This window comes from Edaphocola flava (assembly GCF_004118155.1).
GTDB lineage: Bacteria > Bacteroidota > Bacteroidia > Chitinophagales > Chitinophagaceae > Edaphocola > Edaphocola flava.
In genome coordinates, this window is record NZ_SAIQ01000002.1 from 182106 (window position 1) to 206761 (window position 24656).

13 protein-coding genes are annotated in these 24656 nt (G+C 44.4%); 9 read left to right on the forward strand and 4 right to left on the reverse strand.

Translation table 11 applies throughout. The features are described 5' to 3' along the window. Window positions 1-87 precede the first annotated feature (87 nt). The gene (locus tag EMP01_RS07075; RefSeq protein WP_129020809.1) at window positions 88-2130 is read right to left on the reverse strand and encodes a M13 family metallopeptidase; all 2043 of its coding nucleotides are present in this window, start codon (window positions 2128-2130) and stop codon (window positions 88-90) included. A gap of 272 nt (window positions 2131-2402) precedes the next feature. Between EMP01_RS07075 and recD the strand changes: the two genes are divergently transcribed. The 3 genes from recD to EMP01_RS07090 are packed head-to-tail and all read left to right on the forward strand — an operon-like array spanning window position 2403 to window position 10783. Then, a complete protein-coding gene (gene recD / locus EMP01_RS07080) occupies window positions 2403-4184 on the forward strand; it encodes an exodeoxyribonuclease V subunit alpha (RefSeq protein ID WP_161971247.1) in 1782 nt (593 codons plus the stop codon). Between the two features lie 10 nt (window positions 4185-4194). Beyond that, on the forward strand, window positions 4195-7380 hold the full coding sequence (locus tag EMP01_RS07085; protein WP_129020811.1) for an exodeoxyribonuclease V subunit gamma: 3186 nt from the start codon (window positions 4195-4197) through the stop codon (window positions 7378-7380). Further along, a complete protein-coding gene (locus tag EMP01_RS07090; RefSeq protein ID WP_129020812.1) occupies window positions 7364-10783 on the forward strand; it encodes a UvrD-helicase domain-containing protein in 3420 nt (1139 codons plus the stop codon). Before EMP01_RS07085 ends, EMP01_RS07090 begins: the two co-directional genes overlap by 17 nt. Window positions 10784-10847: 64 nt before the next feature. Here the strand turns inward: EMP01_RS07090 and EMP01_RS07095 are convergent, their stop codons facing one another. The 3 genes from EMP01_RS07095 to EMP01_RS07105 form a co-directional block, all read right to left on the reverse strand. Then, window positions 10848-11225 (reverse strand): hypothetical protein, encoded by a 378-nt coding sequence (locus EMP01_RS07095; protein WP_129020813.1) that lies wholly within the window; start codon window positions 11223-11225, stop codon window positions 10848-10850. Window positions 11226-11521: 296 nt separating this feature from the next. Further along, window positions 11522-14425 (reverse strand): T9SS type A sorting domain-containing protein, encoded by a 2904-nt coding sequence (locus tag EMP01_RS07100; RefSeq protein WP_129020814.1) that lies wholly within the window; start codon window positions 14423-14425, stop codon window positions 11522-11524. Between the two features lie 647 nt (window positions 14426-15072). After that, window positions 15073-16518: a glycine--tRNA ligase gene (locus EMP01_RS07105; RefSeq protein WP_129020815.1), complete on the reverse strand. Its 1446-nt coding sequence runs from the start codon at window positions 16516-16518 to the stop codon at window positions 15073-15075. A gap of 926 nt (window positions 16519-17444) precedes the next feature. Between EMP01_RS07105 and EMP01_RS07110 the strand changes: the two genes are divergently transcribed. The 6 genes from EMP01_RS07110 to EMP01_RS07135 all read left to right on the forward strand — a co-directional run bounded on the left by EMP01_RS07110 (window position 17445) and on the right by EMP01_RS07135 (window position 24619). After that, on the forward strand, window positions 17445-18971 hold the full coding sequence (locus EMP01_RS07110) for a hypothetical protein (protein WP_161971248.1): 1527 nt from the start codon (window positions 17445-17447) through the stop codon (window positions 18969-18971). Between the two features lie 49 nt (window positions 18972-19020). Beyond that, window positions 19021-20283, forward strand: a complete 1263-nt coding sequence (locus tag EMP01_RS07115) for a PKD-like domain-containing protein (protein ID WP_129020817.1) — start codon at window positions 19021-19023, stop codon at window positions 20281-20283. Between the two features lie 29 nt (window positions 20284-20312). Beyond that, window positions 20313-21245 carry a T9SS type A sorting domain-containing protein gene (locus tag EMP01_RS07120; RefSeq protein WP_129020818.1) on the forward strand — a complete coding sequence of 311 codons (933 nt, stop codon included), beginning with the start codon at window positions 20313-20315 and terminating at the stop codon, window positions 21243-21245. A gap of 157 nt (window positions 21246-21402) precedes the next feature. Next, complete coding sequence (locus EMP01_RS07125; protein WP_129020819.1) at window positions 21403-22341, forward strand: hypothetical protein; 939 nt, start codon at window positions 21403-21405, stop codon at window positions 22339-22341. A 63-nt stretch (window positions 22342-22404) separates the two neighbouring features. Further along, the gene (locus EMP01_RS07130; protein WP_129020820.1) at window positions 22405-23667 is read left to right on the forward strand and encodes a PKD-like domain-containing protein; all 1263 of its coding nucleotides are present in this window, start codon (window positions 22405-22407) and stop codon (window positions 23665-23667) included. A gap of 19 nt (window positions 23668-23686) precedes the next feature. Beyond that, window positions 23687-24619, forward strand: coding sequence for a T9SS type A sorting domain-containing protein (locus EMP01_RS07135; protein ID WP_129020821.1), 933 nt, complete (start codon window positions 23687-23689; stop codon window positions 24617-24619). The last annotated feature ends 37 nt before the right edge of the window (window positions 24620-24656 follow it).

The window sequence follows — 24656 nt, forward strand, 5'->3', positions numbered from 1 at the left end:
GTATTATAGGCGAATGTTCAATCAGGGGATAAAGCATTGTGGCGCGCCTCCGGCGCGCCACAATGCTTTATGATATAAGGAAACTCCTTACCAGATATGCACCCGCTGTGCTGCAGGAATATACATTTTGTCTTTAGGTTTTACATTATAGGTATCATAGAATGCCTGTACATTAGAGAACGGACCATTCACACGGAACTTCGCCGGACTGTGTACATCCGTCAGCAGGCGGTTAGCCAGCTCTTCAGGACGCATATTGTACAACCAGCCATGTGCATAGCCCAGGAAGAAACGTTCTGCAGGACTCTGACCATTCAGCTTATTGTTTTTGGTATATTGCTTGGTTTTGATAAAAGCATCCCATCCCAGCAGCACGCCGCCAAGATCTGCAATGTTCTCACCCAGAGTGGCCTTCCCGTTGATATGTTTGCCCGGTAGTGGCTCATATGCATTAAACTGGTTGATCATTACTGCTGCGCGCTTGTTGAAGTTTTCTTCATCAGCCGCAGTCCACCAGTTCTGCAGGTTACCCTTTTCATCAAACTGACGACCCTCATCATCAAAACCATGTGTAATCTCATGTCCGATCGTAGAGGCACCGGCATAACCGTATACAAATGCATCATCCAGTTCCTCATCACGTTTGCCAGGAACGGTAAAGATACCGGCAGGTAATACGATCTCATTATTAGAAGGATTATAATAAGCATTATAGGTCTGCGGTGTCATATCCCATTCTGTACGATCCACAGGCTTGCCCAGTTTGTTCAGCTGGTACTGGTGCCACCATTTGCGGGCAGCCATTACATTCTGTGCATAAGACTGTTCTTTGATCTCCATTGCAGAGAAGTCTTTCCATTTATCAGGATAGCCCACTTTTTTGGTCATCGTAGCCAGTTTTAGCAATGCTTTTTCTTTGGTCGCCGGAGTCATCCATTCCAGATGCTGAATGCGGGTTTTCAATGCAGCGCGAATTTCTTCAACCATATCCTCATAGCGTTTTTTCGCTTTTTCATTGAAGTATTCTTTTACGAAAAGCTGTCCCAGTGCTTCACCCAGCGCATCTTCTTCCGTATTCAGTACACGCTTCCAGCGCGCCTGCTGCTTTTTGGAGCCCGACAGTGTCTGGCCATAGAACTGGAAGTTTGCTTCGGAGAACTGATCGCTCAGGTATGGTGCAAATGCATTCAGGATATGGCATTTCATATATGCTTTCCAGTCTTCCAGCGGAACAGCTTTAAGTGCTGCATCCAGTGTCTTCAGGAATTCTGGTTGGCCCACGATCAGACTGTCCAGTTGCGGTATGCCCACTGCCTGGTTGAACTTTTGCCAGTCGATCTGCGGCGTCAGTTTGGTTTTCAGGTCAGCCACACCGTATTTATTATAATTGGCATAAGGATCGCGCAATGCCTCCAGCTTACGGCTGGCTTGTGCGAGCTTAGTCTCGATAGCCATTACTTTCTGTGCATACTCACCTTCTTTACCCGCGTATAAACCAGCAAGTGTATACAGGCGTTCAATGTAGCCAGGGTAGGCTTTGCGCACCGCAACCGTTTGCGAATCGGTATTGAAGTAGTAATCACGATTCGGTAATCCGATACCACCCTGGTACAGGTATACCGCCATTGCCTCGCTGTTCTTGGCATCCTGTTGTACACCCAGGTTGACCAGGGTGCCGACACCAATCTTATTCAGCTCAGCAGCATACTGCAGTAAAGAGGCAACCGAACTCAGCGTATCGGCCTGCGATAGCAGTGCTGCCAGCGGTTTGGCCCCATCGGCATTCAGTTTGGTGCTGTCCATACCAGATTGCCAGAAGTTGGCGATCTGGTGGCCCACTTTCCCATCGGGGCTTTTAACCGCCTCTTCATTGATTAGCCTCAGGCGATCCTGAAGATCATCAATAACCAGTCGGGCAATGCCCGTAGAGCTATACTCATCCGGTATGGCATGGGTTTTGATCCATGTACCGTTGGCATAAGTAAAGTAATCGTCCTGCGGACGGATAGTGGTATCTATATTGGAGGATAAAGGATCAGCGCCCGATTTGTTTTTGTTGCTGTTAATGCCCTGGCAGGAAGCCAGAAGCGCTACAGCAGCAAGGCTGAGTATCCCTGTTTTGTGTAACATACTCGTAGAAAATTTTATGTTCAAATGTAAGCTTCTTCAAATCGAAAAACAAGTTTTCGCTCCCGCCCCGGCCTAAAATCACCCTTAGCGGGGGAGGGGGAATCTTGTTCTTAAGGAGGCATATCTGTGCTTTTGAATATAAAGACAGTATGCTGCATACAGATCCGGCCAAATGCCTTTTTTATGTATAAAATATGATACAGAAGGCCTGTAAACGCGTAAAAAATAATACTTTAGCATTTATAGAACGACAATGTCGGAGTCCTTATTATATGCAACAGAATACCAATGTACACCATGCTTTTGCCAGCTATTTTGCCAAAGACGACTTATATCCTTTTCTCTATCAGTTGTCCCGCAAAATGGCAGAAGGAAATGTATGCCTGTATGTAAATGAAGTAGCGGAAGAAGATGGACCAGCATTACCCGACCCGGAGATACTGAACCGGCATGAACTGGTTGGAAATCCCGAAGCATTGCGCCCCTTCATTCTTTTCGAAGATCGTCTATACCTGCATCGCTTTTTTCATTATGAGCGTAAATTTGTAGCACAAGTGAATGCCTTACTGCATAGGGAGCAGACGTACTATCAGTCCCGGCATGATTTTCTGGTGCAGCAGGAGGAGCTGATTGTCTCTCAATTATTCCCCGAGAGTAAAGGCAGCACACCGGACTGGCAACTGATAGCCTGTCTGAATAGTTTCCTGAACCAGTTCAGTATTATTTCCGGTGGACCTGGTACTGGTAAGACCACTACAGTAGTGAAGCTGCTGGCTTTATTTCTGCTGGAGCAACCGGATGCAAAGATCAAGATCTGTGCGCCTACCGGTAAGGCCAAAGTAAGGCTGGAAGAGGGATTGAGAAAAGCAAAGCGCACCTTTCAGCATACCAGCATTCCCGAACATATAGCGGATACCATTGCCACACTGCAGGCAGCCACCATACATAGTCTGCTGGGTTATATACCGGGCAGCATACATTTTAAACACCATGCACTGCATACCCTTGAAGCCGACATTCTTATTGTAGATGAAAGCTCTATGGTAGATATGGCCTTATTTCATAAACTGATGCAGGCGGTTGATACCAATCGTACAAGGGTGATCCTGTTGGGCGATAAGCACCAGCTGGCCTCTGTAGATGCGGGAAGCGTATTCCGCGATCTGTGTTCTGAAGAAGAGTATATCAATCATTTTGACCCCGAACGGGCAGCTTTACTGAACCAGTTTGTTATAGATCCTACACGGCAACTGGATGCCGCGTATCAGTCGGAAAATAGCAGCTATCCTTTGTTTCAGCATATTGTAGAACTACAACATAGTTACCGTTTCGATGACCAGAAGGGTATAGGCAAACTCAGTAAGGCTGTACTGCACTATGACGAAATGGCTATCCGTGATTTTGCAGAAACTCCCGCAGCAGAAGTCGGCATTTATCCGGCCAGTACCTTACAGGATTGGCTACAGGAATTTGCGGCATTGCTGAAAAAGGAACAGGGAGGATATATCGGTCAACGTGATATTACTACAGCCCTGGAGCGGATCACAGGTAGTACCATACTCTGTGCCGTTAAAGAGGGCAGGACAGGAGTTGCTGCACTCAATGAGCAGGTAACACGCTTACTCTTCCACCCGGATGAAGTGTTTTATGAGGAACGCCTGATAATGGTATTACAAAACCAGCCACAGGAAGGCATTTACAATGGTGATATGGGTATTGTGCGGAAAGATAATGCGGAAAAAAACGAATTGAAGGTCTTTTTCCCGCAGTCGGATACCGGTTATGAAAGCCTGAGTCCGGCACAGATCCTGTCCTGTGACAGTGCTTATGCAATGACTATCCATAAAAGCCAGGGTTCAGAATTTGACTCGGTATTAATTGTACTGCCCGAGCAGACTGATCATCAGTTACTGACGCGGGAGCTGTTGTACACGGCCATTACACGGGCCCGTAAGCGGGTCATCATCGTCGGCGATATAGATATTGTGCTGGCCGCATCGGCCCATACGGTACGTCGTATTTCCGGTATTCAGCAACAATTCGCAGCAGTATAAATCATTTACCATGTCACTCGAAATTTACATATCAAATCATATAAGATCTCTTTCCACAGCGATGATTGCGGATATGCAGCGTCATAAGCTGGGCGTTTTTCAGCCTTATGGACTGATTACCCAAACGGTGGGTATGAACAACTGGCTGGTGGTAAATATGGCACAACAGATGGGTATTGCGGCCAACCTGAAATTTATGAAACCTGCCGATCTTTTGTGGGAGATCTATGGAATGCTCGGCGGACAATCCTATTATAAAATTAACCGCCAGAATATTGACTGGCTTATATATGCAGTATTGGGCTCGACCGATTTTCAACGACGCTTTCCCCGTCAGGCTGCATATTATATAGAAGAGGGGACAGAACAGGAACTGAAAAAATGGGAATTTGCGGCCCGCATTGCCGATCTTTTTGACCAGTACCAGATCTACCGTAACCGGCTTATTGAACGCTGGAACCGGTATAGCTGGGAAGAGCTGGATGCGGATATGCAATGGCAGGCCTATATCTGGCAAAGCATTAAGGGCCGCTCAAGGGAAGCTTTTCCGGATGTGACCGATATCTATCACTATGTGCTGGAGCAATTGAAAGATCCGAATCAGCAGGAACGTATACGGGAAGCTATGCCGGTATTGTACCTGTTCGGATTGTCCATCCTGACTCCTTTTCACCTCCATGTTTTTTATGAACTCAGCCGCGTGATCGACTTTCGCTGTTACCTGGTCAATCCCGCACCGGACCATTACTGGTTTGAAGATGAGCAGGAGGAGCAAATCTTCCTGAAACAATTTAAGGGAAAGAATGTAGCACATTTAACGGTGGGTAATCCGCTGTTAACCAGCTGGGGTAAGATATTGCAGAATACCTATCGCCTGCTCTTCCAGGCAGATGAGTTTATCAATGCAGTCAATGAATTGCCGGGCGAGGTGCCGGCATCGCAGACACTGTTGCAGCAGATACAACATGACATCTACCATAACAAAATTGAAGATATCCATTTTTCAAAAGAACAGCTCTACGATAAGAGTATTACCATAACAGCGCATTACTCCATACCAAGAGAGGTAGAGGTATTGTACAATTACCTGCTGCATGCCATACAGGAGCAGACATATGAGGGCATAACAGAAAGAGATATTGTAGTAATGGTCAGTGATATCAATGCCTATGCTCCTTATATACGTGCGGTAATGGATAATGCTCCGTATAAATTCAGCTACAGTATTATTGATGAAAGCATTGCCCAGGGCGATTCTATCATTAGCGCACTGATGGCTTTACTATCCGTGAATGAGCAGCATATTACAGCAGAGCTGATCCTGGAACTACTGGAGTCACAATACATCCGGCAGCGATTCGGGATATACAAGATGGATTATCTCCGAAGTATGATCGAACAGGTGAATATTCGTTTCGGATTGGAGAACGATTATAAAGATCCGGTAGATGATACTTATCTCGTAAGCTGGAAGTACGGCCTGCAGCAACTAATGTATGGTGCCTGTTTTGACGGTCCGCAATGGTATACTGCCGGGCATATGGTCTATACAGCAGATGTGGCTGATAATATCGAAGACCTGCATCAGCTCACGGCCTTAAGCAATTTCATTCACGCATTGGAAGATATGATCAGGCAGCGTAAAGCGCCTAAATCGCTCAGTGAATGGAAAGACTATATTGATGAAGTGATCCTGACCTTTATGCTTAGCGAAGAGGAAGATAAAGACGAGGATTACTGGGAACTATTGACCCGCTTCCGTCAGAGTGAAATTATTGATACTTACCTGGAGGATACAAAGATCAGTTATGAAGTATTCAGTAAGCGATTGCTGAAAGCCCTGGGTAGTGAACAGCAGCAGCTCAACTTTATCAACAGAGGCATTACCTTCTGCTCTCCACTACCATTCCGCAGCATTCCGTTCAAAGTGATTGCTATGCTGGGCTTGAACTTTGATAGCTTCCCACGTAAGGAAGCCTATGTCGATTTTGACCTGATGGCGCAGAAACCTATGCTCGGAGACCGTAATGTCCGTAATAATGATAAGCACCTTTTCCTGGAATCGTTATTGTCTGCAGAGCAGGCATTATACCTCAGTTATACAGGAAGATCAATTAAAGATAATAAACCTTTACCTCCTTCAGTACTCATTGATGAGCTGCTGGACTATATACAATCGGGTTGTCGTAAAGAAGGTGTATCAGCCAGGGATGTACTGGTACAACAGCATCCGCTGCACAGCTTCAGTAAGCGATATAACCAGCCGGACAGTAACCTGATTCCGAATTACACTATTCATAAACCTGAGACCTTCCCGCATGTGACTGTTGATGCAGCACAGGAAGGACATGTACCCGAAGCGATATGGAACTTAAATGCCTTAAGTCGTTTTTTGACACGACCCGTGCAATACTATTATCAGAAAGTGCTGGGGGTGTATTTCAATGAGGAAGCAGCGCATATTGATGATCATGAGTATTTCAGCCTGGATAGCCTGAAGCGATGGACGGTACGCAATGCGCTCATCGAAGGAGCGTTACAAGATGATGTGCCGGAAAGGATCAAGGCCCTGTATTATAATGGAGATCTGCCACTGCGTAATATGGCTGAAACCTTTATTGCGGAGCAGAATCAGGTGATTAAACCAATCCATGAGCAGTATCGTAAACTCGTCGCAGATACAGCGATTGCTCCTGTACTATTGGAGTATCAGTACGGAGATATTACGTTTGAAGGAAGCCTTGAGCTGGCAGGGGATATGCTGGTTACTTATGTGCTGAAGCCGGCAGATAAGGCCTGGGCCGGCAAGATACGTACAAGCCTGCAATATTTGCTGGGCGTGGCTTGCGGTGTGGTAAAAGAGGCGTACCTGGTGACTCAGGATAAATTACTGAAAGCGGCTAGTCTTACACCGGCAGAAGCGAAGATGAGACTGAATGCACTGCTTGATTTTTACAAGGAACATCATCATACGATGATCATGTTTCATATTGATATTTACGATGCCAAAACAACTATAGATAATTACCTGGGCAAGATAGAAGATGCCATAAACCGTGAAGTCTGCTATGACGAATATGTGCAGCATGCTTTTGAATACATAGACCGGGAGCAGCAACAGGCCTTGTTTTCAGGCTTTAAAGATTTGATAGAACAATATATTTTACCCGTATTCGAGTATGGAAAAACAACATGAGATTTTTGATGTAAGGAAGGTTCCGCTGCAGGGAAAGAATCTCGTGGAAGCCAGTGCCGGTACCGGTAAGACCTATTCTATAGCCATACTGGTATTGCGCCTGATTATTGAGCAAAAGATCGGGATTGCACAGCAACTGATTGTAACATTTACCCGCTTTGCCGTTGCAGAGTTGCAGGAGCGTATCCGTCATTTTATCAAGATGGCTTATGATGCCAGCTGTGGATTACCTATTGCGGATGATTTGATCACAGCACTGGTACGGCAGGCAGAAGATGCTGATGGACTGAAAGACAGGCTGCGCGCAGAACTGCTGATGATGGATGAGGCCAATATCCTGACGATTCATGGCTTCAGCCAGCAGATACTGAATGAATTTGCTTTCGAAACCAAACAACATTTCGATGCCAGTCTGCAAAGTGATCTCAGTGATATCATCCGTATGGCTGTGAATCGCTTTTGGAGAACGGTGATCACTAATCTGCCGGTACATACCTTTACCCTGAAAGAAATGCAGGCGTTTAAAGAGTTACTGCCTTTACTGATACAGAAACACCTGAGCGGACAACGGTATGCAGCCTTTGATCCGGAAAAAGAATACAATGATTTTGAACCCTATCTTAACCTCGCTCAGATTCATATCGGACTGGAAGCGCAACGTGTACAACTCAGTCATTTATTAGAAACGCATTATGAAATAACAGCACAGAGTGTTGCGGCCAATGGCTACGCACGCAAGTCGCTGGAACCTTTGCTGGGAGACAGATCTGCATTTACAGAAGCTGCATTAAGTGCTGCAAGAAAAGGAACCGGTTATATACAGAAACTGGAAGGTCCGTTCTGGGAAACCCTCCGGGAGATCGTGTCGGCAGAACAGGAACTGGAAGCAAAAAGAGCTGCATTCAGGACCTATCTTTCTTACCATGTATTGAAATATTATGCAGTGCAGGTAACCGATTATGTGCAGCAAAACGGTATACTCACCTTTGATGCGATGATACAGGACCTGCACCGGATTGTGGTGACAGAGCAGAACGATCATTTGATAGAGCTGATCCGAAACCGATATCAGGCGGTGTTTATAGATGAATTTCAGGATACGGATACGGTACAGTTTTCCCTGTTTGAACGACTGTTTATGGAGCGTACCCTGACTAATGATACGATACTGTTCCTGATCGGCGATCCCAAGCAGAGTATCTATGCCTTTCGCAGTGCAGATGTGGCCAGCTATTTATCAGCCCGTGAAAAGGTAGAGCAGCTGTACTCCATGAATGTGAACTACCGGTCTACGGCACCTATGATCGGTTCGGTAAACCGTTTCTTCGGTGCAATCGGTGACCAGGCATTCGGATACGATGATGCGGATCAAAGCAGGATTACCTATATACCTGTAGAGAGTAAAGACCAACGCAGAACAATGTACTGTAATGGTCAGCCGGAACAAAACACACTGATACTTTCCGGTTATGATAAAACCGGTGCCGCAAGAGCAGCTATCGCCCGCGAGATCGCCTGGCTGCTGGACCCGGCGAATCGATGCATGATCGGAGATCCGGATAAGGAAGGTGGTATGCGCCCTGTACAGCCCAGCGATATTGGTATCCTGGTACGCAGTGGTAAAGACGGTGCCGAGATCAAAAAACTATTGAGAAGTTATAATATTCTAGCGGTGCCGATCGACGATACACGTGTATTGCGCACCGCAGAAGCCAGGGATATTGTACTGCTGTTGCAGGCCATGATAGAGCCTACCGCACAACATATCGCTACTGCATTGTACCTGAGCTTTATGAATACCCTGTTTTATGAGGAGCAGGGCGTACTGTTACAGCGTAAGTATATTGATGAAATTGCGATGATGGCCCTGTTCCGTGAATACCATCAATTGGTGATGGATCAAAAGATATACCAGGCTTTTCAGAAGCTTTTCAGCGATTTCAGTATACCGCAAAACATGTCCCGAAATACGCGATCCCTGCGCTCGCTGACTAATCTGTTGCAGTTAGTGCAGTTAGTACATCAGCAGCAATACCGGCGTAATATGCAGGCAGAAGATATTCTCGTCTGGTTACAGAATCCGGATGCAGCAGCCGTTGCAGGCGATACTTATGAGGTACAGCTTGAGAGTGATGAAAATGCGGTAAGTATCGTTACTATTCATAAAAGCAAGGGACTGGAGTATAATATTGTCTTTGTTTATGGAATCCATATTAAGGAAGGATTACGTTCTGGCTATAACCAGTTTAAAGATACCGATGGGCAGCTGACCTTTGCAGAAAAAGAGCAGCTAAGTGAAGAACAGGAAGCCCGCATATTAAAACAAGCAGAGCAGGAACAAAGGCGCCTGATCTATGTAGCATTGACCCGTGCGGTCTATAAATGCTATATTTATTTTGCGAAGACAGGATATAAAGATTCAGGACTGGCAAGGTTTGTTCAGCAGCTGAATGGGGCAGAAGGCATATTGCCGGAGTATGAGAGTCCGGAAGAAGTGCAGGCCTATCATGCAGTGCATGATCAGCTGGTACTGACCCCGGTTACCTTTGAAGAATCAAAAATACAGAGCAGCCGTTCTCCCTGGTCTATGGTCAGTTATTCTGCATTGAATGTAAAGCATGAGCATATCCCTAAGGCTCGTAGCCCGGAACTTACAGGCTATGATCATTTTGTGTTTAATGAATTGCCCCGTGGGGCCGATGCCGGAACACAGTTGCATGAAATGCTGGAACAGCTTGATTTTACACGTGATTACAGCAGCCTGGAGCAGCTGAATCGATATGAATTAATGTTGCTTTCGGTATTTAATGTGCGCAGTAAGGATGAAATAAAGATTGACCGTACAGACTGGATGAGACAGCTGATAACACATATTGTTCAGGCAGAGCTCTCGATCGGAGGACGTGTGTTTCAATTACAAGAAATCGCTAATCAGTATAAGCTTAATGAACTAGAATTTAATTTTCCTGTACAGTCTGCTGCTATGCAGAACCGCTTAATCCCTTTACTGGAGTCCTTTGGCGCAACTATGAATGATAAGTATTTCAGTCTGCAGGGGATGATGAATGGTAAGATAGATCTGCTGCTGGCGCATAAAGGACAATACTATGTACTGGACTGGAAATCGAATTACCTGGGTTGTACGCTTGAAGATTATGAAGGCGATTTATTATACGATGCCATGACAGAGCATAACTATCATTTGCAATACCTGATCTACACCGTTGCCGTACATAAATACCTGCAGCAACGCATGGGAGATGAATACGACTATGATACCCATTTCGGAGGGGTGATCTATGTCTTTTTCAGAGGCGTAAGAAGTGGAAGCCGATCAGGTATATTTACCGTAAAGCCGCCACTGGAGCTGATTGAGCAGTTGACTCAGTTATTACATTCATAATTGTATATAAAAACGGAGTTGCACATAATGTTGCAACTCCGTTTTCTTTTCTGATACGGTAAAATTAAAATTGATGTCCTGCAGAAGCGCTTAAATACTGTCCGCTGGAAGTACCTTCTTTTACCATTTTGCCATCAACATAGATCTGAACTTTCAGGGTAGAAGAAGCGTTTGCTCCATCGGCATTAACGGCAGCGTTAGCACTCAAAGAGCCCGCTGGAGCCGTGATCTCAGGACTGGTCCAGGTAGTACCACTCAAGCTGGTCGCAGTAGTTGTATTGCCATCAATACCGTATACTGCTACGGAAATATTACTGCCGGCAGATGCTTCCGCTTTAAATTGTACTTTGTGTGTGGTCACTTTATCTTTTGTGCAGGATGCAAAAGCCAACACACCAAATGCTGCAACCGCAGCCATCATAATCATTTTTCTTTTGTTCATAGTTCTTGTTTGTAATGAGTAATATAGAGGAATAAGGACAAATATATAGGCTAATGCTTTTGCGCTGCGATAATTAAAATATAATTAACAGGTTGAGGAATATGCGGTGTATTGCTGATGCGTTTACTTTATTTTTTCATCAGCTATTCAATACAGCTGTGGATTTGAGTCGATAATACTGAATATATCATCAGGGAATCGTAGGCATATTACCCTTCATCAATGATCAAAGAAAAGGCACTTTGAAGACTCAAAGTGCCGGGTTCAAAACATGAACTTTACAACATTATGTTTCTTTATTCTTTTACAATTTTAGCACTGGTTATGTTGCCATTGTCATTGACAGTCACCAGGTAATTGGCTGCAGCCAGTCCGGTCAGGTCTACCTGCTCCATATTGCTTTTTATGGTCAATTCTTTAGCCATGCTGCCATTTATATTGTAAATACTGACTTTACTGTTTATCGTAGCATTCTGGATATAAATTACATTTTTAGCTACTGTCGGGAATATCAGAGTTTCCTTCATACAGTTTACAAATGCATTTGCAACTGTACTGTAGGTAAAGCTCCTGTCATTGTCTACCAGTTTAAGTCTGTAGTACAATTTTCCTTCGGCAGATACATCTTTGAACATGTACTTGCTATTGGATCCTGTGGGTGATACAGTACCTATTTCAGTAAAGTTTTTACCATCATTACTTCTTTCGACTCCAAACTCGCGGAATTGTATTTCGGTGTTTGAAGCCCAGCTTAGGATTGCATTACAATCTTCTACCGTGGCGCGGAAGTAGGCTAGTTCTATAGGCAATGGCTGTGTATAGGTAACAGTGTATGTAGCAGCGGTTGCATCTGGTAAATTTGCAGCATCATAGGTGACATAAGTGAATGAAGTATTCAATGTGCCGCCCGGAGTGGAAAGAGACGGTGCGATGGATAATAATGAAGGATCATAGCTAGTGATAATACTTCCAGCAACCAATACAGAACCGTTATATTTCAGTATAAACGCTGCGGTAGGCAGGGTAACTATTTTCAGTTTTTTAGTATTCCAGTTTACCTGAACGCCTGCATTGTCTTCCATGTCAGAGCCCTGTAAGGGTACATCACTTAAGGATACAAAGGAGTTGTATACCGGAGCTCCGCTAACATTTTTATTCCGGTTATAACTTTCCGGTAAGCGATCATATGCGAACGTGATTTGTGTAACATCAGTAGTTGTATTTACCGGTGAAACCGAGATCATCGGATTGACGGCAATGATGTTGCTTCCGGACAGGTTATTGGTGCCAGAATTGCTTCCGGTAAAGACCCAGTTGGAGGGCAAAGAACCTGCACTGTATACAGAACCATTGATCATACTATTGCTGCTGATCGCAACTTTATACTCGGCATACGAGGGTGCAAAAAGGCTGAAAGAGCCATCGGCAGCCACTGTAGTACTACCCAGAATATGATCGTCCTCAGGATCGATAAGGTAAGCATAAATAGCAGCTCCGGAGAATGTACTGATGGTAGCACCATCTACCAGACCGTTTTCCATACCATTGGCATCGTTATAAACTCTGCCCGCTATTTTGAATGATGATTTACGCAGGAAGAAGTTGTCAAAATACGCATCATTACCGGCCACATCAGATGAAGTAACAATAAAGTAAACACCGTAGCTGCCGCTGTTATTAGCAATAAAATCGGTGAATGCCTTATTCCATCCTATGTTTACACTATCCGTAGCATTACTGGTGGTGGGTACTACCGAAATAGAACCTAAAGCAGCTGTATCTCCGGTAGATATTCTTTTTACAAAATATTTCACTACCGTAGGTTTGGCTACTGCAGCACCCTGTTGCCATTTGTTTGCAGACTTGCCATAGAAGCCCATGGAGTAAGTATTGCCGGCATCCAGGGTAACCGTATCGGCAAATATTCTGGCATTAAGACTGCTGTCCTGAAGAGAACTACCATTGATGGCCAGGAAGCGGTCATTCCATGCGCCGCTTGTTGCGCCGGTAGATATTCTCCATCCGAAAGTGGCATTATTGAGGATACCTTTTAACTCCATATCTGTACTTCCGGATTCTAAAAATACGGTGCCTAGGAAGTCCGTAACCAGGTATTTACCTTCATCCCAAAGGAAGCCATTTGTACCATAGTTGCTTCCGCCCTGGTATCCATAATTGCTTCCTGTTGTATAACCGGTCACATTAGAATATAATTCCGGGTGTGAAGCAGTTAAAGAAAAATACTTCGCATTCGGATGGTTCAGTACAAAATTATTTCCGGTTGAATCAGATGAACCAAATGTACCATTAAAGGCATTTGTAACAAGATTGGGGTTTTCTAATACAGGGCCATCAGTGGTTACTTTTGGGTCTAAAAAACCAAAATTAATTTCTCCCGACTGGCTATATTGATTCGCATTGATGTTAGAAAACAAGAAGCTGCCATCAGCCGTCAATGAAGGAAAGTTTAAGCCCGATTGTGGCATAGGCTCTGTTCTTGGTTGCAGGCTTCCGGATGGTGCCGCAGCCACAGCAAAGATTTCTAAGCCGTTCAGTACAGAAGCATCAAACAGATATGAGCCGTCTTCTCCTGAGGTCGTCATGGCTACGGGTGTTGCAGTAGATAATTTTTTAATCCATACTTTAACGCCCGGAACGGCAGGCTCACTGCCGCTTTTTACATTGTTCAGATCGTAATCTTTGAACACTTTGCCACTGATATAGAAGTTGTCAAATAGTTCCAATTCGGTCACGCGCATACTAACGATAGATAAGTTTACTATCCTGTAATAGCGATATGCGGTGTTGTTGTTGATCGCAAAAAACTTACGGGAAGCTTGCGTTTTTTCCCAGCTGTTACCGGCACGTGTATCAAGTGTTACATAGCCTGTTGTTGCGCTGTTAGAAGCCTCAATACGCCAATTGGTGGGGAGATTAGTGTTGTTGTCCTGGTTGGTCAGGCTGTAGCCGGTAATCACCTTCGCAGTACCAAGATCGACTCGAAATGTGGCACTTGCAGAGATGCTGCCGTAGCTATCAGATGCATTGTCAAGAATGTTGGAAGCGCCGCTTCCGGAACTTAAAGAAACAGGTGTAGACACTGTGGTCACATCTGTTAATGGGGTTTGGGCTGTCAGTGCATGACTTGACAGCAGGGCACTAAGTGCCACAACCCAGCGGAGGGTAGAATCTCTCTTCATATACAGTCAATTTAAAAACCGTTATTATGATCGGAATTCCCTACGATGGACCTTTTAGCGATGTCAATTCTAAAAATAGAATTCAGTTACTTTTGAAATACAGATTATTATAAAAAGGCCACTTAGCTCAAAGTATTTTTTATAGAATCATGTAATAGTGACAGGGTGGGAATTACAATCATCAACACCTAATGAATATTGAATTATGAGAACATATTTCTGTAACTCAAAAATGATGTTGTTCGTGATATTGAGAAAGTCTTTTATCCAGCTCAAAGAATAATGATCTTATTCATTATCACGGTTTTCCTTTTTGCTTTTTTCATTCCATACGCTTTGCATTTTTTGCTGTACAAAAGTAAATGCATTTCTTTTTATAAAAATAATTTTTGTTTAATATGTTTTGCTTACATTGATAATATTGTAGATATATTATTTCTTTTTTGTGTGATAAGTGTTGCAGTCGGGGAGCGGATAAAAGGTCACTATAAATAGAGTTCTTCTTTTGTTATTAGTAAGTGTTGAGATGTATGGAGGTTTACAGATCTTTAGTTAATTACAAAGGCTAGGTATAATAGTAAAATCAAATTAAAAGAGCTATGGCCTGCGCCATAGCTCTTTTAATAAATATAAATTTGATCGCTGTCTTACAGAGATTTTAATACCAGGTCTTTTACCGCGCTGATATGAATGCGCTCCTGCACCATAGTATCGCGATAACGGATGGTTACGGTCTGGTCTTCTTTGGTCTGGTGGTCAATGGTTACACAGAAAGGAGTACCGATGGCATCCATTCTTCTGTAACGTTTACCGATTGCATCTTTCTCTTCGTAGAAGCATTTGAAATGCGGGCGACACTCATCCAGTAAAGCTTTTGCAACTTCCGGCAGGCCATCTTTTTTCATTAATGGTAATATCGCCAGTTTCACAGGAGCCAGTTTCGGGATGAACTTCAGTACCACACGGCTGTCTTGTTTCTCTTCCGTACTCAGGTCCTCTTCGGTATATGCTTCGCTCATTAACATCAACACCGTTCTGTCGAGACCTATAGACGTTTCTACAACATACGGAATGTAGTTGCCATAAGCCTTTCCGGTTTCAGGATCGATATCAGCATCAAAATATTGTAATTTCTTTTTGCTCAGTTCCTGGTGATTTTTCAGATCGAAATCAGTACGACTGTGTATCCCTTCCAGCTCCTTAAAGCCCATAGGGTATTCGTACTCGATATCGCAGGCTGCATCTGCATAGTGCGCCAGTTTTATATGATCATGGAAACGGTATTTAGCTGGATCAATACCCAGGGTACTGTGCCATTTCATGCGCTCTGTTTTCCAGTATTCGTACCACTCTTTCTGAGAGCCCGGACGTACGAAGAACTGCATTTCCATTTGTTCGAATTCGCGCATACGGAAGATGAAGCCACGCGCTACAATTTCGTTACGGAATGCTTTACCTACCTGTGCAATACCGAACGGTATTTTCATACGACCGGTCTTCTGTACATTCAGGAAGTTTACGAAAATACCCTGTGCCGTTTCTGGTCTCAGGTAGATCTTACTGGCTTCGTCTGCAACAGAACCAACCTCTGTAGAGAACATCAGGTTAAACTGACGAACGTCAGTCCAGTTAACGGTTTTGCTGATCGGGCAAGCAATTTTATTTGTTTCGATCAATGTTTTTAAACCCACGAAATCATCAGCCGCAATATGCTTTTCCATTGCTGCGATCAATGCTTCGCCGTCTTCTTTAGACAGGGTTTCTGCATATCCTTCGATCAGGTGATCTACACGGTAGCGCTTCTTACTGTCTTTATTATCAATCATCGGATCGCTGAAGTTATCTACGTGTCCGCTTGCTTTCCATACTGTCGGATGCATGAAGATTGCGGCATCAATACCGACAATGTTCTGCTCGTTCATCTGGGTCATCCATTTCCACCAGTACTCGCGTACGTTTCTTTTCAATTCCACGCCCCACTGACCATAATCATATACTGCTCCCATACCATCATAAATCTCGCTGGAAGGGAAGACAAAACCATATTCTTTTGCATGGGCAATTATTGCCTGTAAAGTATTTTCATTCGCCATAGGCTGCAAAGATAACCGTTTCTGGAATATTTAGACAAATTGAGTATCTGCTTAAAGGAAGCAAAGTCTGGCAGTATGATTTAAGTATCTTATATCAATTGATACCTTTTGCTTTGATGCAAAAAGAAGGTACCGCCAAAAAATTAAGGCTGTATCCATCCCTGGCTAAAAATCAAGTTGTTGATCGGTCGCAAACCAGACTCACTTCGTTCGGACAAAAGGACGAATAAAATAGTTGACTATATGCGGATAGTTAGCAGATATTAAAGCGACATATACTAGTATAGCATTAGGGACAAAAAAAGGGCAATTTATTCTTGTAATGAGAATTGATTTCCGAAAAATGGAATATATATAAATATTATGTTATTGTAAATATTTGATTTTCAATTATTTTTTGTTTTGGCACACTATTGGCATATAACTTATTGTAATCGGTAATAAAGTTTACTGATTTAATATAGGGTTTATTATAGTATAAGGTAATTTTTAGGTATTCTTCTTTACAGAATCAGATTGAACAATTTTGCCATTAACGACTTATTAAGAAAAAAAATATTAAAAAAGCTTTCATATTAATTTCTCTATGTTTAGTTTTGTGTCCGAAGAGTTTACTAATTTCCTTTCAATACCTACCTACCCTTAGAAAGAAAGAGTATTCAAGATTTAAAATAGCTAACCGGAACTGGTACATACTGTATATGCTTTAGTATATACGGATATGACTCATCTTTCATGATGTTCGGAAGGCAGCTGTAGCAAAAATGAAGAGCATATTTGCGATACTAACCACGTTAGTGTTGTTACTGTATGCGCATGTAAGTAAAGCACAATGTACTGGCACCACTAGTCAGGGCACGGCTGGATATATATGCGTGGGTAACACCCTTTCTCTCGGTTCCGTCCCCGGCAATAATTATTACCTGGTGAACGTAATTGGAGGGCTCACTTATAGTGTCACCTCCACACGTAACACGGGTATTACTGCAAGGACAGCCGACGGAAGTTCCGTTATTAATTTCAGTACTTCCAGTTCCCTTACTTTTACCCCAACTTATTCCGGCCAAGCCAGAATTGTCAATTGTTCGTCTCAAAGTGCGACCATGACGATCAGCGTGAGCGGTGGATCTAATTCTGTTGATGCCCAGACCAATGCAGGTACTAATGCATGGGTTGAACATTTTTACAAACGCCTTGATGCAACTGCCGGAGCGCCTAGCGATGCTAATGCATTTGGCCGTTACCTGGGTACTTCTCTTTCAGGCCAGACCGAAACGTTCTCTTCCACATTTGGTGGTGGTGATGATGTTACCTGTAACCCGGTATATTCTCAGAGCACACAACGCTCAACCTACCTCAATTCTTACTTTGCTGTTCGCTATAGAATGAATTCTACTAAAGCGAAAGGCGTATATCTGGCCGATATGGCGGCTGATGATGGTGTACGCTTAACAGTTGACGGAACACTGGTGTTCAATCGCTGGCAAGAACAGGGTGTTACCAGTTATACAAAAGAAATTTTCGCGCTTACAGGCACCAGCAGTTTACTGCTGGAGTACTATGAATCGGGAGGAGCAAACGAGTTGTCCTTTACAAACTTCAGCCGCGTTTCCAATACCATTAGTACTGCAGATCAGACCATTTGTTTTGGTGGCAGTATTACAGCCTTATCTGCCACAAATACACTTACTGCAGCACCGATTTCCAGTGATGCACGTTTTACCATTACCTACCAGTGGCAGCAGTCGACCGATAATGTAAACTTTACCAACATTTCCGGAGCTACCAGCCAGAACTATACACCCACTGTTACTGCAGCTGGTGTATACTATTTCCGTCGTATTGCGAATGTAAGCCGTACCAATGATGGTATGCCCAGTGCTTTCAACTTACCGGATGAGAGCAATTCTGTAAAAGTTACGATTATGGCTACCCCGGTAGTGACAATTACAGGCGGTACATCAGTATGTCAGAATGCAACAGCACCCAACCTGACCTTTACCAATCCGCAAACTACAGCTATCACTGTAATTTATAAAATAAACGGTGGTACTAACCAGACCGTAAATATTCCGGCCAGCAGTAGTACAAATGTTTCTGTAGCAACGGGTACTGCCGGTACCTTTAGCTATGTTGCCAACAGCGTAGCTTATCAAACAGCTCCTAACTGTACCAATACCGGTATCAGTGCGTCGGCTTCTGTAATTGTGCGGCCTTTACCCAACGGTACACTGTCATCTGGTGCTTCACCAGTCTGTCAGGGTACACAAGTACAGCTGCGCTTCACATCCAGTGCTGGTACAGGCCCGTTCAGCCTGGTTATTAACGGAACAACCTATAACAGTATTACCAGCGGTACATTATTTAATGTGACGCCAAATATAAATAGTACGACAACATTTAACCTGACCAAAATAACAGATGCCAATACCTGCGTTCTGCAGAATCCATAAGCCTAAAAACTATATAAACAATAATCCATTAAAATTAAAAATGCAAAAGATGAGTAAAATTAATTACACCCGACGTTTTTTCAGCCTGCTACTGGCAATGGTTTCAGGCCTGGTGCTGGTCAATGTGACCCAAAGCGCCGCGCAGATCAGCAGTACCTCAGTAACGGTACATGACTCTTCTTCTACCACCTTACCATCGGCAGCTTCAGCTTCGGCAAGCCCTGCCAGCTTCTGTACCGGTAGTGGTACAACTTTAAGCATCAGCGGCGGTCGCCTGGGTTCAGGTACTCCGGCATCTCAATGGGTATGGTATGCTGATGCTTGTCCTACAGCAACTGCCACACCAGTTGGTACCGGCGCATCTATCAACGTGTCTCCTACTAACCCGGGTACACAGCCAATCACAAAAACTTATTATGTACGTGCAGAAGGAGGCTTCTGTAACTACACTACCAAATGTGTACCGGTAACCGTAACCATCAACCCTACTCCGGCAGTTACCGCACCTGCAAACCAGGTATACTGTGCTAATGCTACAGCTGCTGCTATCGTGCTGAACGGTACTCCAACCGGCGTTACTTATGCGATCAGTGGTGGTGCAAGTGTTGGCCTGGCTAATGCTACCGGTCTGACTCAGATCCCTTCATTTACCGCAATCAATGCTACATCAGCACCGGTAACGGCAACGATCAGCATTACACCATCTGCGAATGGTTGTACTGGTACTGCGGTAACCTATACTATTACGGTTAACCCAACTGCTGCTATGGTAGCTACCAGCGACATCACCAAGTGTAATGGTAATACCGTTCCTGCTATTGCATTCAGCAGCCCGACTACCGGTGGTACTGTAACATACTCATGGACTAATGATAACCCATCTGTAGGTATTGCTGCAAGTGGTACAACAAGTTCTATCCCATCATTCACTGCGACTAATGCAGCATGTACCGATGCGGTAGCGAACATTGTAGTTACTCCAATCTATACCAACGGCGGACAAACATGTAACGGTACTCCGGATACATTTGTAGTAAGAGTACGTCCTACGCCGAACGCAACACTGGCCGCGGTTAGCGCCGAGCTGTGTCAGGGTACTGCAGTACAGGTTACTTATACAGCTACTTGTGGAACAGCACCGTTCAATGTAGAGATCAGACAAGATGGTACTACTCCATTCCAAACCTATAATGGTGTAACCAGTGGTTCTAATATCACCATCACACCAACCCCAACCAGCCAGGGTGCTCATACATATGATCTGATGAAGATCACTGATGCGAACGGCTGTACTAACCCTGTAACCCCATAATGAGGTTATAGTTCTTGACAGAGAACAACATGAAACAGATAATCAAACATATAGTCCCATATTTAATCGGCCTGTTATGGACCGGAGTGATCTGCACTCCGGTTCCCGGCAGGGCTCAGATATCGACTGCGAGTGTGCTGGTGCTGAATACCCCGGTAATAGATTCTATTACATATAAGTGTTATGGCGGTATACCCATTCAGGTGTATGTCTCTAATCAGATAAAGCCTTGTGTATATTCGATCGTCAGTACGATACCGGCGCAGCCGAGTTTTGCTCCACTGGCGGTCAATAATACTGGTACATTCTATAATGTAACGGGAATTACCGATGCAGTCTTCAGGGTACATAACGGATCGTGTTATACAGATCAGGCCATACATTTTGACTGTAATGGTATGCCACTTCCGGTTATCCTGCAGGATTTCAGTGCCAGACTGTATAAAAACAGCCAGGCATTACTGAACTGGGAGGTAACACAGGAAAGAGGAATCATCCGTTATGAAGTAGAAGAATCTACAGATGGCAGGACCTTTACTTACCTGGGTAGCGTAACAGCCAGCGGCAGCGAGCATTATGAATATACCGATGAAAGCCTGCAACAAGGTTATAATTTTTACAGATTGCGTATTATAGATCAGGACGGAAGTGTGCAGTACAGTGCAGTGCGTTTTGTAATCTATAGCCGCGACAGAGCCATGGTATGGTATCCTAATCCGACCAATCATTACCTGTACCTCGAATTCTATAATGAAGATGGTGCGGAAAATCTCTCTGTAAAAGTATATAACAGTATAGCTGGTACACAATGGGTAGACCAGAAGTATAAATTGTCAAAAGGGCTGAATAAACTGGCGATAGATGTAAGTTTATTATCCGATGGGTCTTATTTCCTGATGTATGGTTATGAAGGTAGCCGTCAGCAGGCAGGCAGCATCAAGTTTCAGAAAGTGAGTCAATAAATCTTTTTGCATTTTTCTATATAACAGGCACCGGCTTTCTAGCCGGTGCTTTTTTTGTGCCAGAAATCTATTATTCTCTTTTGTGAGATAAAATTTTTCATTTAGTATTCATAAACTTAAATGGAATGTTAAAATATGTTACATTTGTTATTGAGAAATGAAACAACTCAATCCAGGTTTGCACCATCGTGGAAAGCGCAGCTTTCTATGCGTAGCTGTGTGCCTGTTTTTCCTCTTGCTGAGTATAGCAACGGAGAGCAGGGCGCAGGTAACCAACATTGTGCTAAGTCCTAACACGGGATCCTATTGCCAGGGAGATTCTGTAACGATTACATTTACCGTTGCAGGTTTAAGTCTGGTGCCTACAACCACCATTGATATAGCCAACTCTTCCAATACCTCTCTGACTACTTTATATTCAGGAACCGGCCTGCTCAACCTTGGTGGCGGACAGTTCAGTATTAAAGTCGTCATACCAGGTACACCAGCCGGTATTTTCGGTACGGCGCGACATTTCAAAATATCTTATAGCGGAATTCTAGGTAGCGGAAACGGTAACTCTGCTGATTTTGCATTATATGCCACCACGGTAGGAGGGACGGTTGCTTCGGCACAAACCATCTGTAGTGGTACAAGCCCATCCAATCTTACCTTAAGCGGGCATACCGGATCTGTTGTAAAATGGCAGCGTGCAACAGACGCAGCATTTACCAGTCCTACAGATATCGCCATCACCAGCGCTACACTAACCAGTGCCAATATTGGTAATCTTACTGTAAACACATATTTCCGTGCGGTGGTACAGAATGGAAACTGTACTGCAGCAAATTCCAGCTCAGTACTCATCACGATGAGGCCTAACCCAGCCGGAACGCTATCTACGGTTGTGACGCCATTATGTGCCGGCACACAAACGCAGTTACGATTTACATCCAGCGCCGGAACCGGACCTTTCAGCCTTATCATCAACGGTACAACTTATAACAGTATAACCAGTGGCACAGCGTTTAATGTCACTCCGAATATAACCACGACCACAACATTCAACCTTACTAAAATAACCGACGCCAATGGATGTATACTTCAGAATCCTTAAAATAAATCAACAATAACAATCAGAAATCAATCCACTATCTATCACAATTTAAAGTGCAAAAAGATGAACAAGAACAATTACACATTAAGATTTTTTAGCCTGCTGCTGTTGCTGGTATCAGGCATACTGCTTGGCAGTACGATGCAAAGTGCTGCGCAGATCAGCAGTGTTACGGTAACGGTAAATGACTCCTCGTCCATTACCTTACCTACTGCCGCCACGACTGCGGCTAGTCCTACCAGTTTCTGTACCGGTAGCAGTACAACTTTGAGTGTTACCGGCGGACGTTTGGGCTCTGGTACACCCACAGCTCAATGGGTATGGTATGCTGATGCCTGTCCTACAGGTGCAGCTACACCAGTAGGTACCGGTGCTTCGATCACCGTTTCTCCGACCAATACCGGTACGGCACCGATTACCAAAACATACTATGTACGTGCCGAGGGTGGTTTCTGTAACTACACTACACCATGTGTACCGGTGACCGTAACCATCAATCCGACTCCAACTGTTACCGCACCTGCTAACCAGGTATATTGTGCGGGCGCAGCAACTACTGCGATTCCATTAAGCGGTACACCTACCGGTGTTACTTATGCGATCAGTGGTGGTGCAAGTATCGGTCTGGCAGATGCCAGTGGTCTGACTCAGATCCCTTCATTCACACCGATCAATGCTACATCTGCTCCGGTAACGGCAACCATCAGCATTACGCCAACGGCAAACGGATGTAGCGGTACTGCAGTAACCTTTACCATTACGGTTAACCCGACTGCAGCTATGGTAGCGACCAGCGACATCACGAAGTGTAATGGCAATACCGTTTCTGCTATTGCATTCAGCAGTCCGACTACCGGTGGTACCGTAACTTACTCCTGGACAAATGATAATCCATCTGTAGGTATTGCTGCAAGTGGTACAACCAGTTCTATCCCATCATTTACGGCCACCAATGCAGGCTGTACAGATGCGGTTGCCAATGTAGTCGTAACACCAATCTATACAAATGGTGGTCAGACTTGTAACGGTACTCCGGATACATTTGTAGTAAGAGTACGTCCTACGCCAAATGCAACGCTTGCCGCAGCTAATGGACAGTTGTGTGAGGGCACTGCAGTACAGCTGACCTATACAGCTACCTGCGGAACTGGTCCGTTCAATGTAGAGATCAGACAGGATGGTGCAATACCGAATCAAATATATAATGGAGTAACTAATGGTGGCAGCATTACCATCACACCTACTCCGACCAGCCAGGGTGCGCATACCTATGATCTGATGAAGATTACAGATGCCAATGGCTGTACCAATCCTGTAACGCCATAGGGCTTGCAGAAACAAACAGATGAAACGAACCAGTAAAAATATCATTCAGGTTATTTGCTGCCTGTGCTGTAGTGTGCTGTTTTCAGCACCACTACAGCTGCGGGCACAGATTGCCAGCACCAGTGTACTGGTGCTGAAAACACCTGTCATAGATTCTGTCGGATATCACTGTTCTGGCGGCCTGCCTATTCAGGTGTATGTCTCTAACCAGATTGCGCCTGTAGTCTATTCCATACAGAGTACCGTTCCTCCTGTTGCCCCCATACCCACCAATCATTCCGGAACATTCTTCAATGTATATGGTATTACAGATGCGGTGTTCAGGGCACATAACGGATCCTGCTATACCGATATGGCGGTGCATTTTGACTGCGGAGGTGATCCGCTTCCCGTTACTTTGCTGGATTTTACCGTAAAACTGTATCAGGATAATAAGGCATTATTAAACTGGACCGTAAGCAGGGAAGATGGTCTTGCACGTTATGAGGTAGAAGAGTCAACTGACGGAAGGACTTTTAAATACCTGGGAGCAGTAGTTCCGGTCAATGGTCAGGGGCCTAAAGATTATGAATTCACAGATGACCGGCTGGAGCAGGGCTACAACTTCTACCGTCTGCGTATGGTAGACCAGGACGGAAGTGTACAATATAGTGCCGTACGCTTTGTTATCTACAGCCGCGACGGAACAATGGTGTGGTATCCTAATCCTACCAGCCGATACCTGTATATGGAATTCTATAATGATAACCGGGCGGAGACTATTGATATACGGATCTATAACAGTATATCCGGAAATGAATCGGCCAAACAGCAGTATAAACTGGAACGCGGCCTGAACAAACTGGCTGTAGATGTGAGTCTGCTGCCGGACGGATCTTATTTCCTGATGTACAGCCTGGGAGGGGACCGGCGCCATGAAGGCACGATCAGGTTCCAGAAAGTGAGTCAGTAAATTACTTTTTGCATTTTTTTAATATAAGCACCGGTCA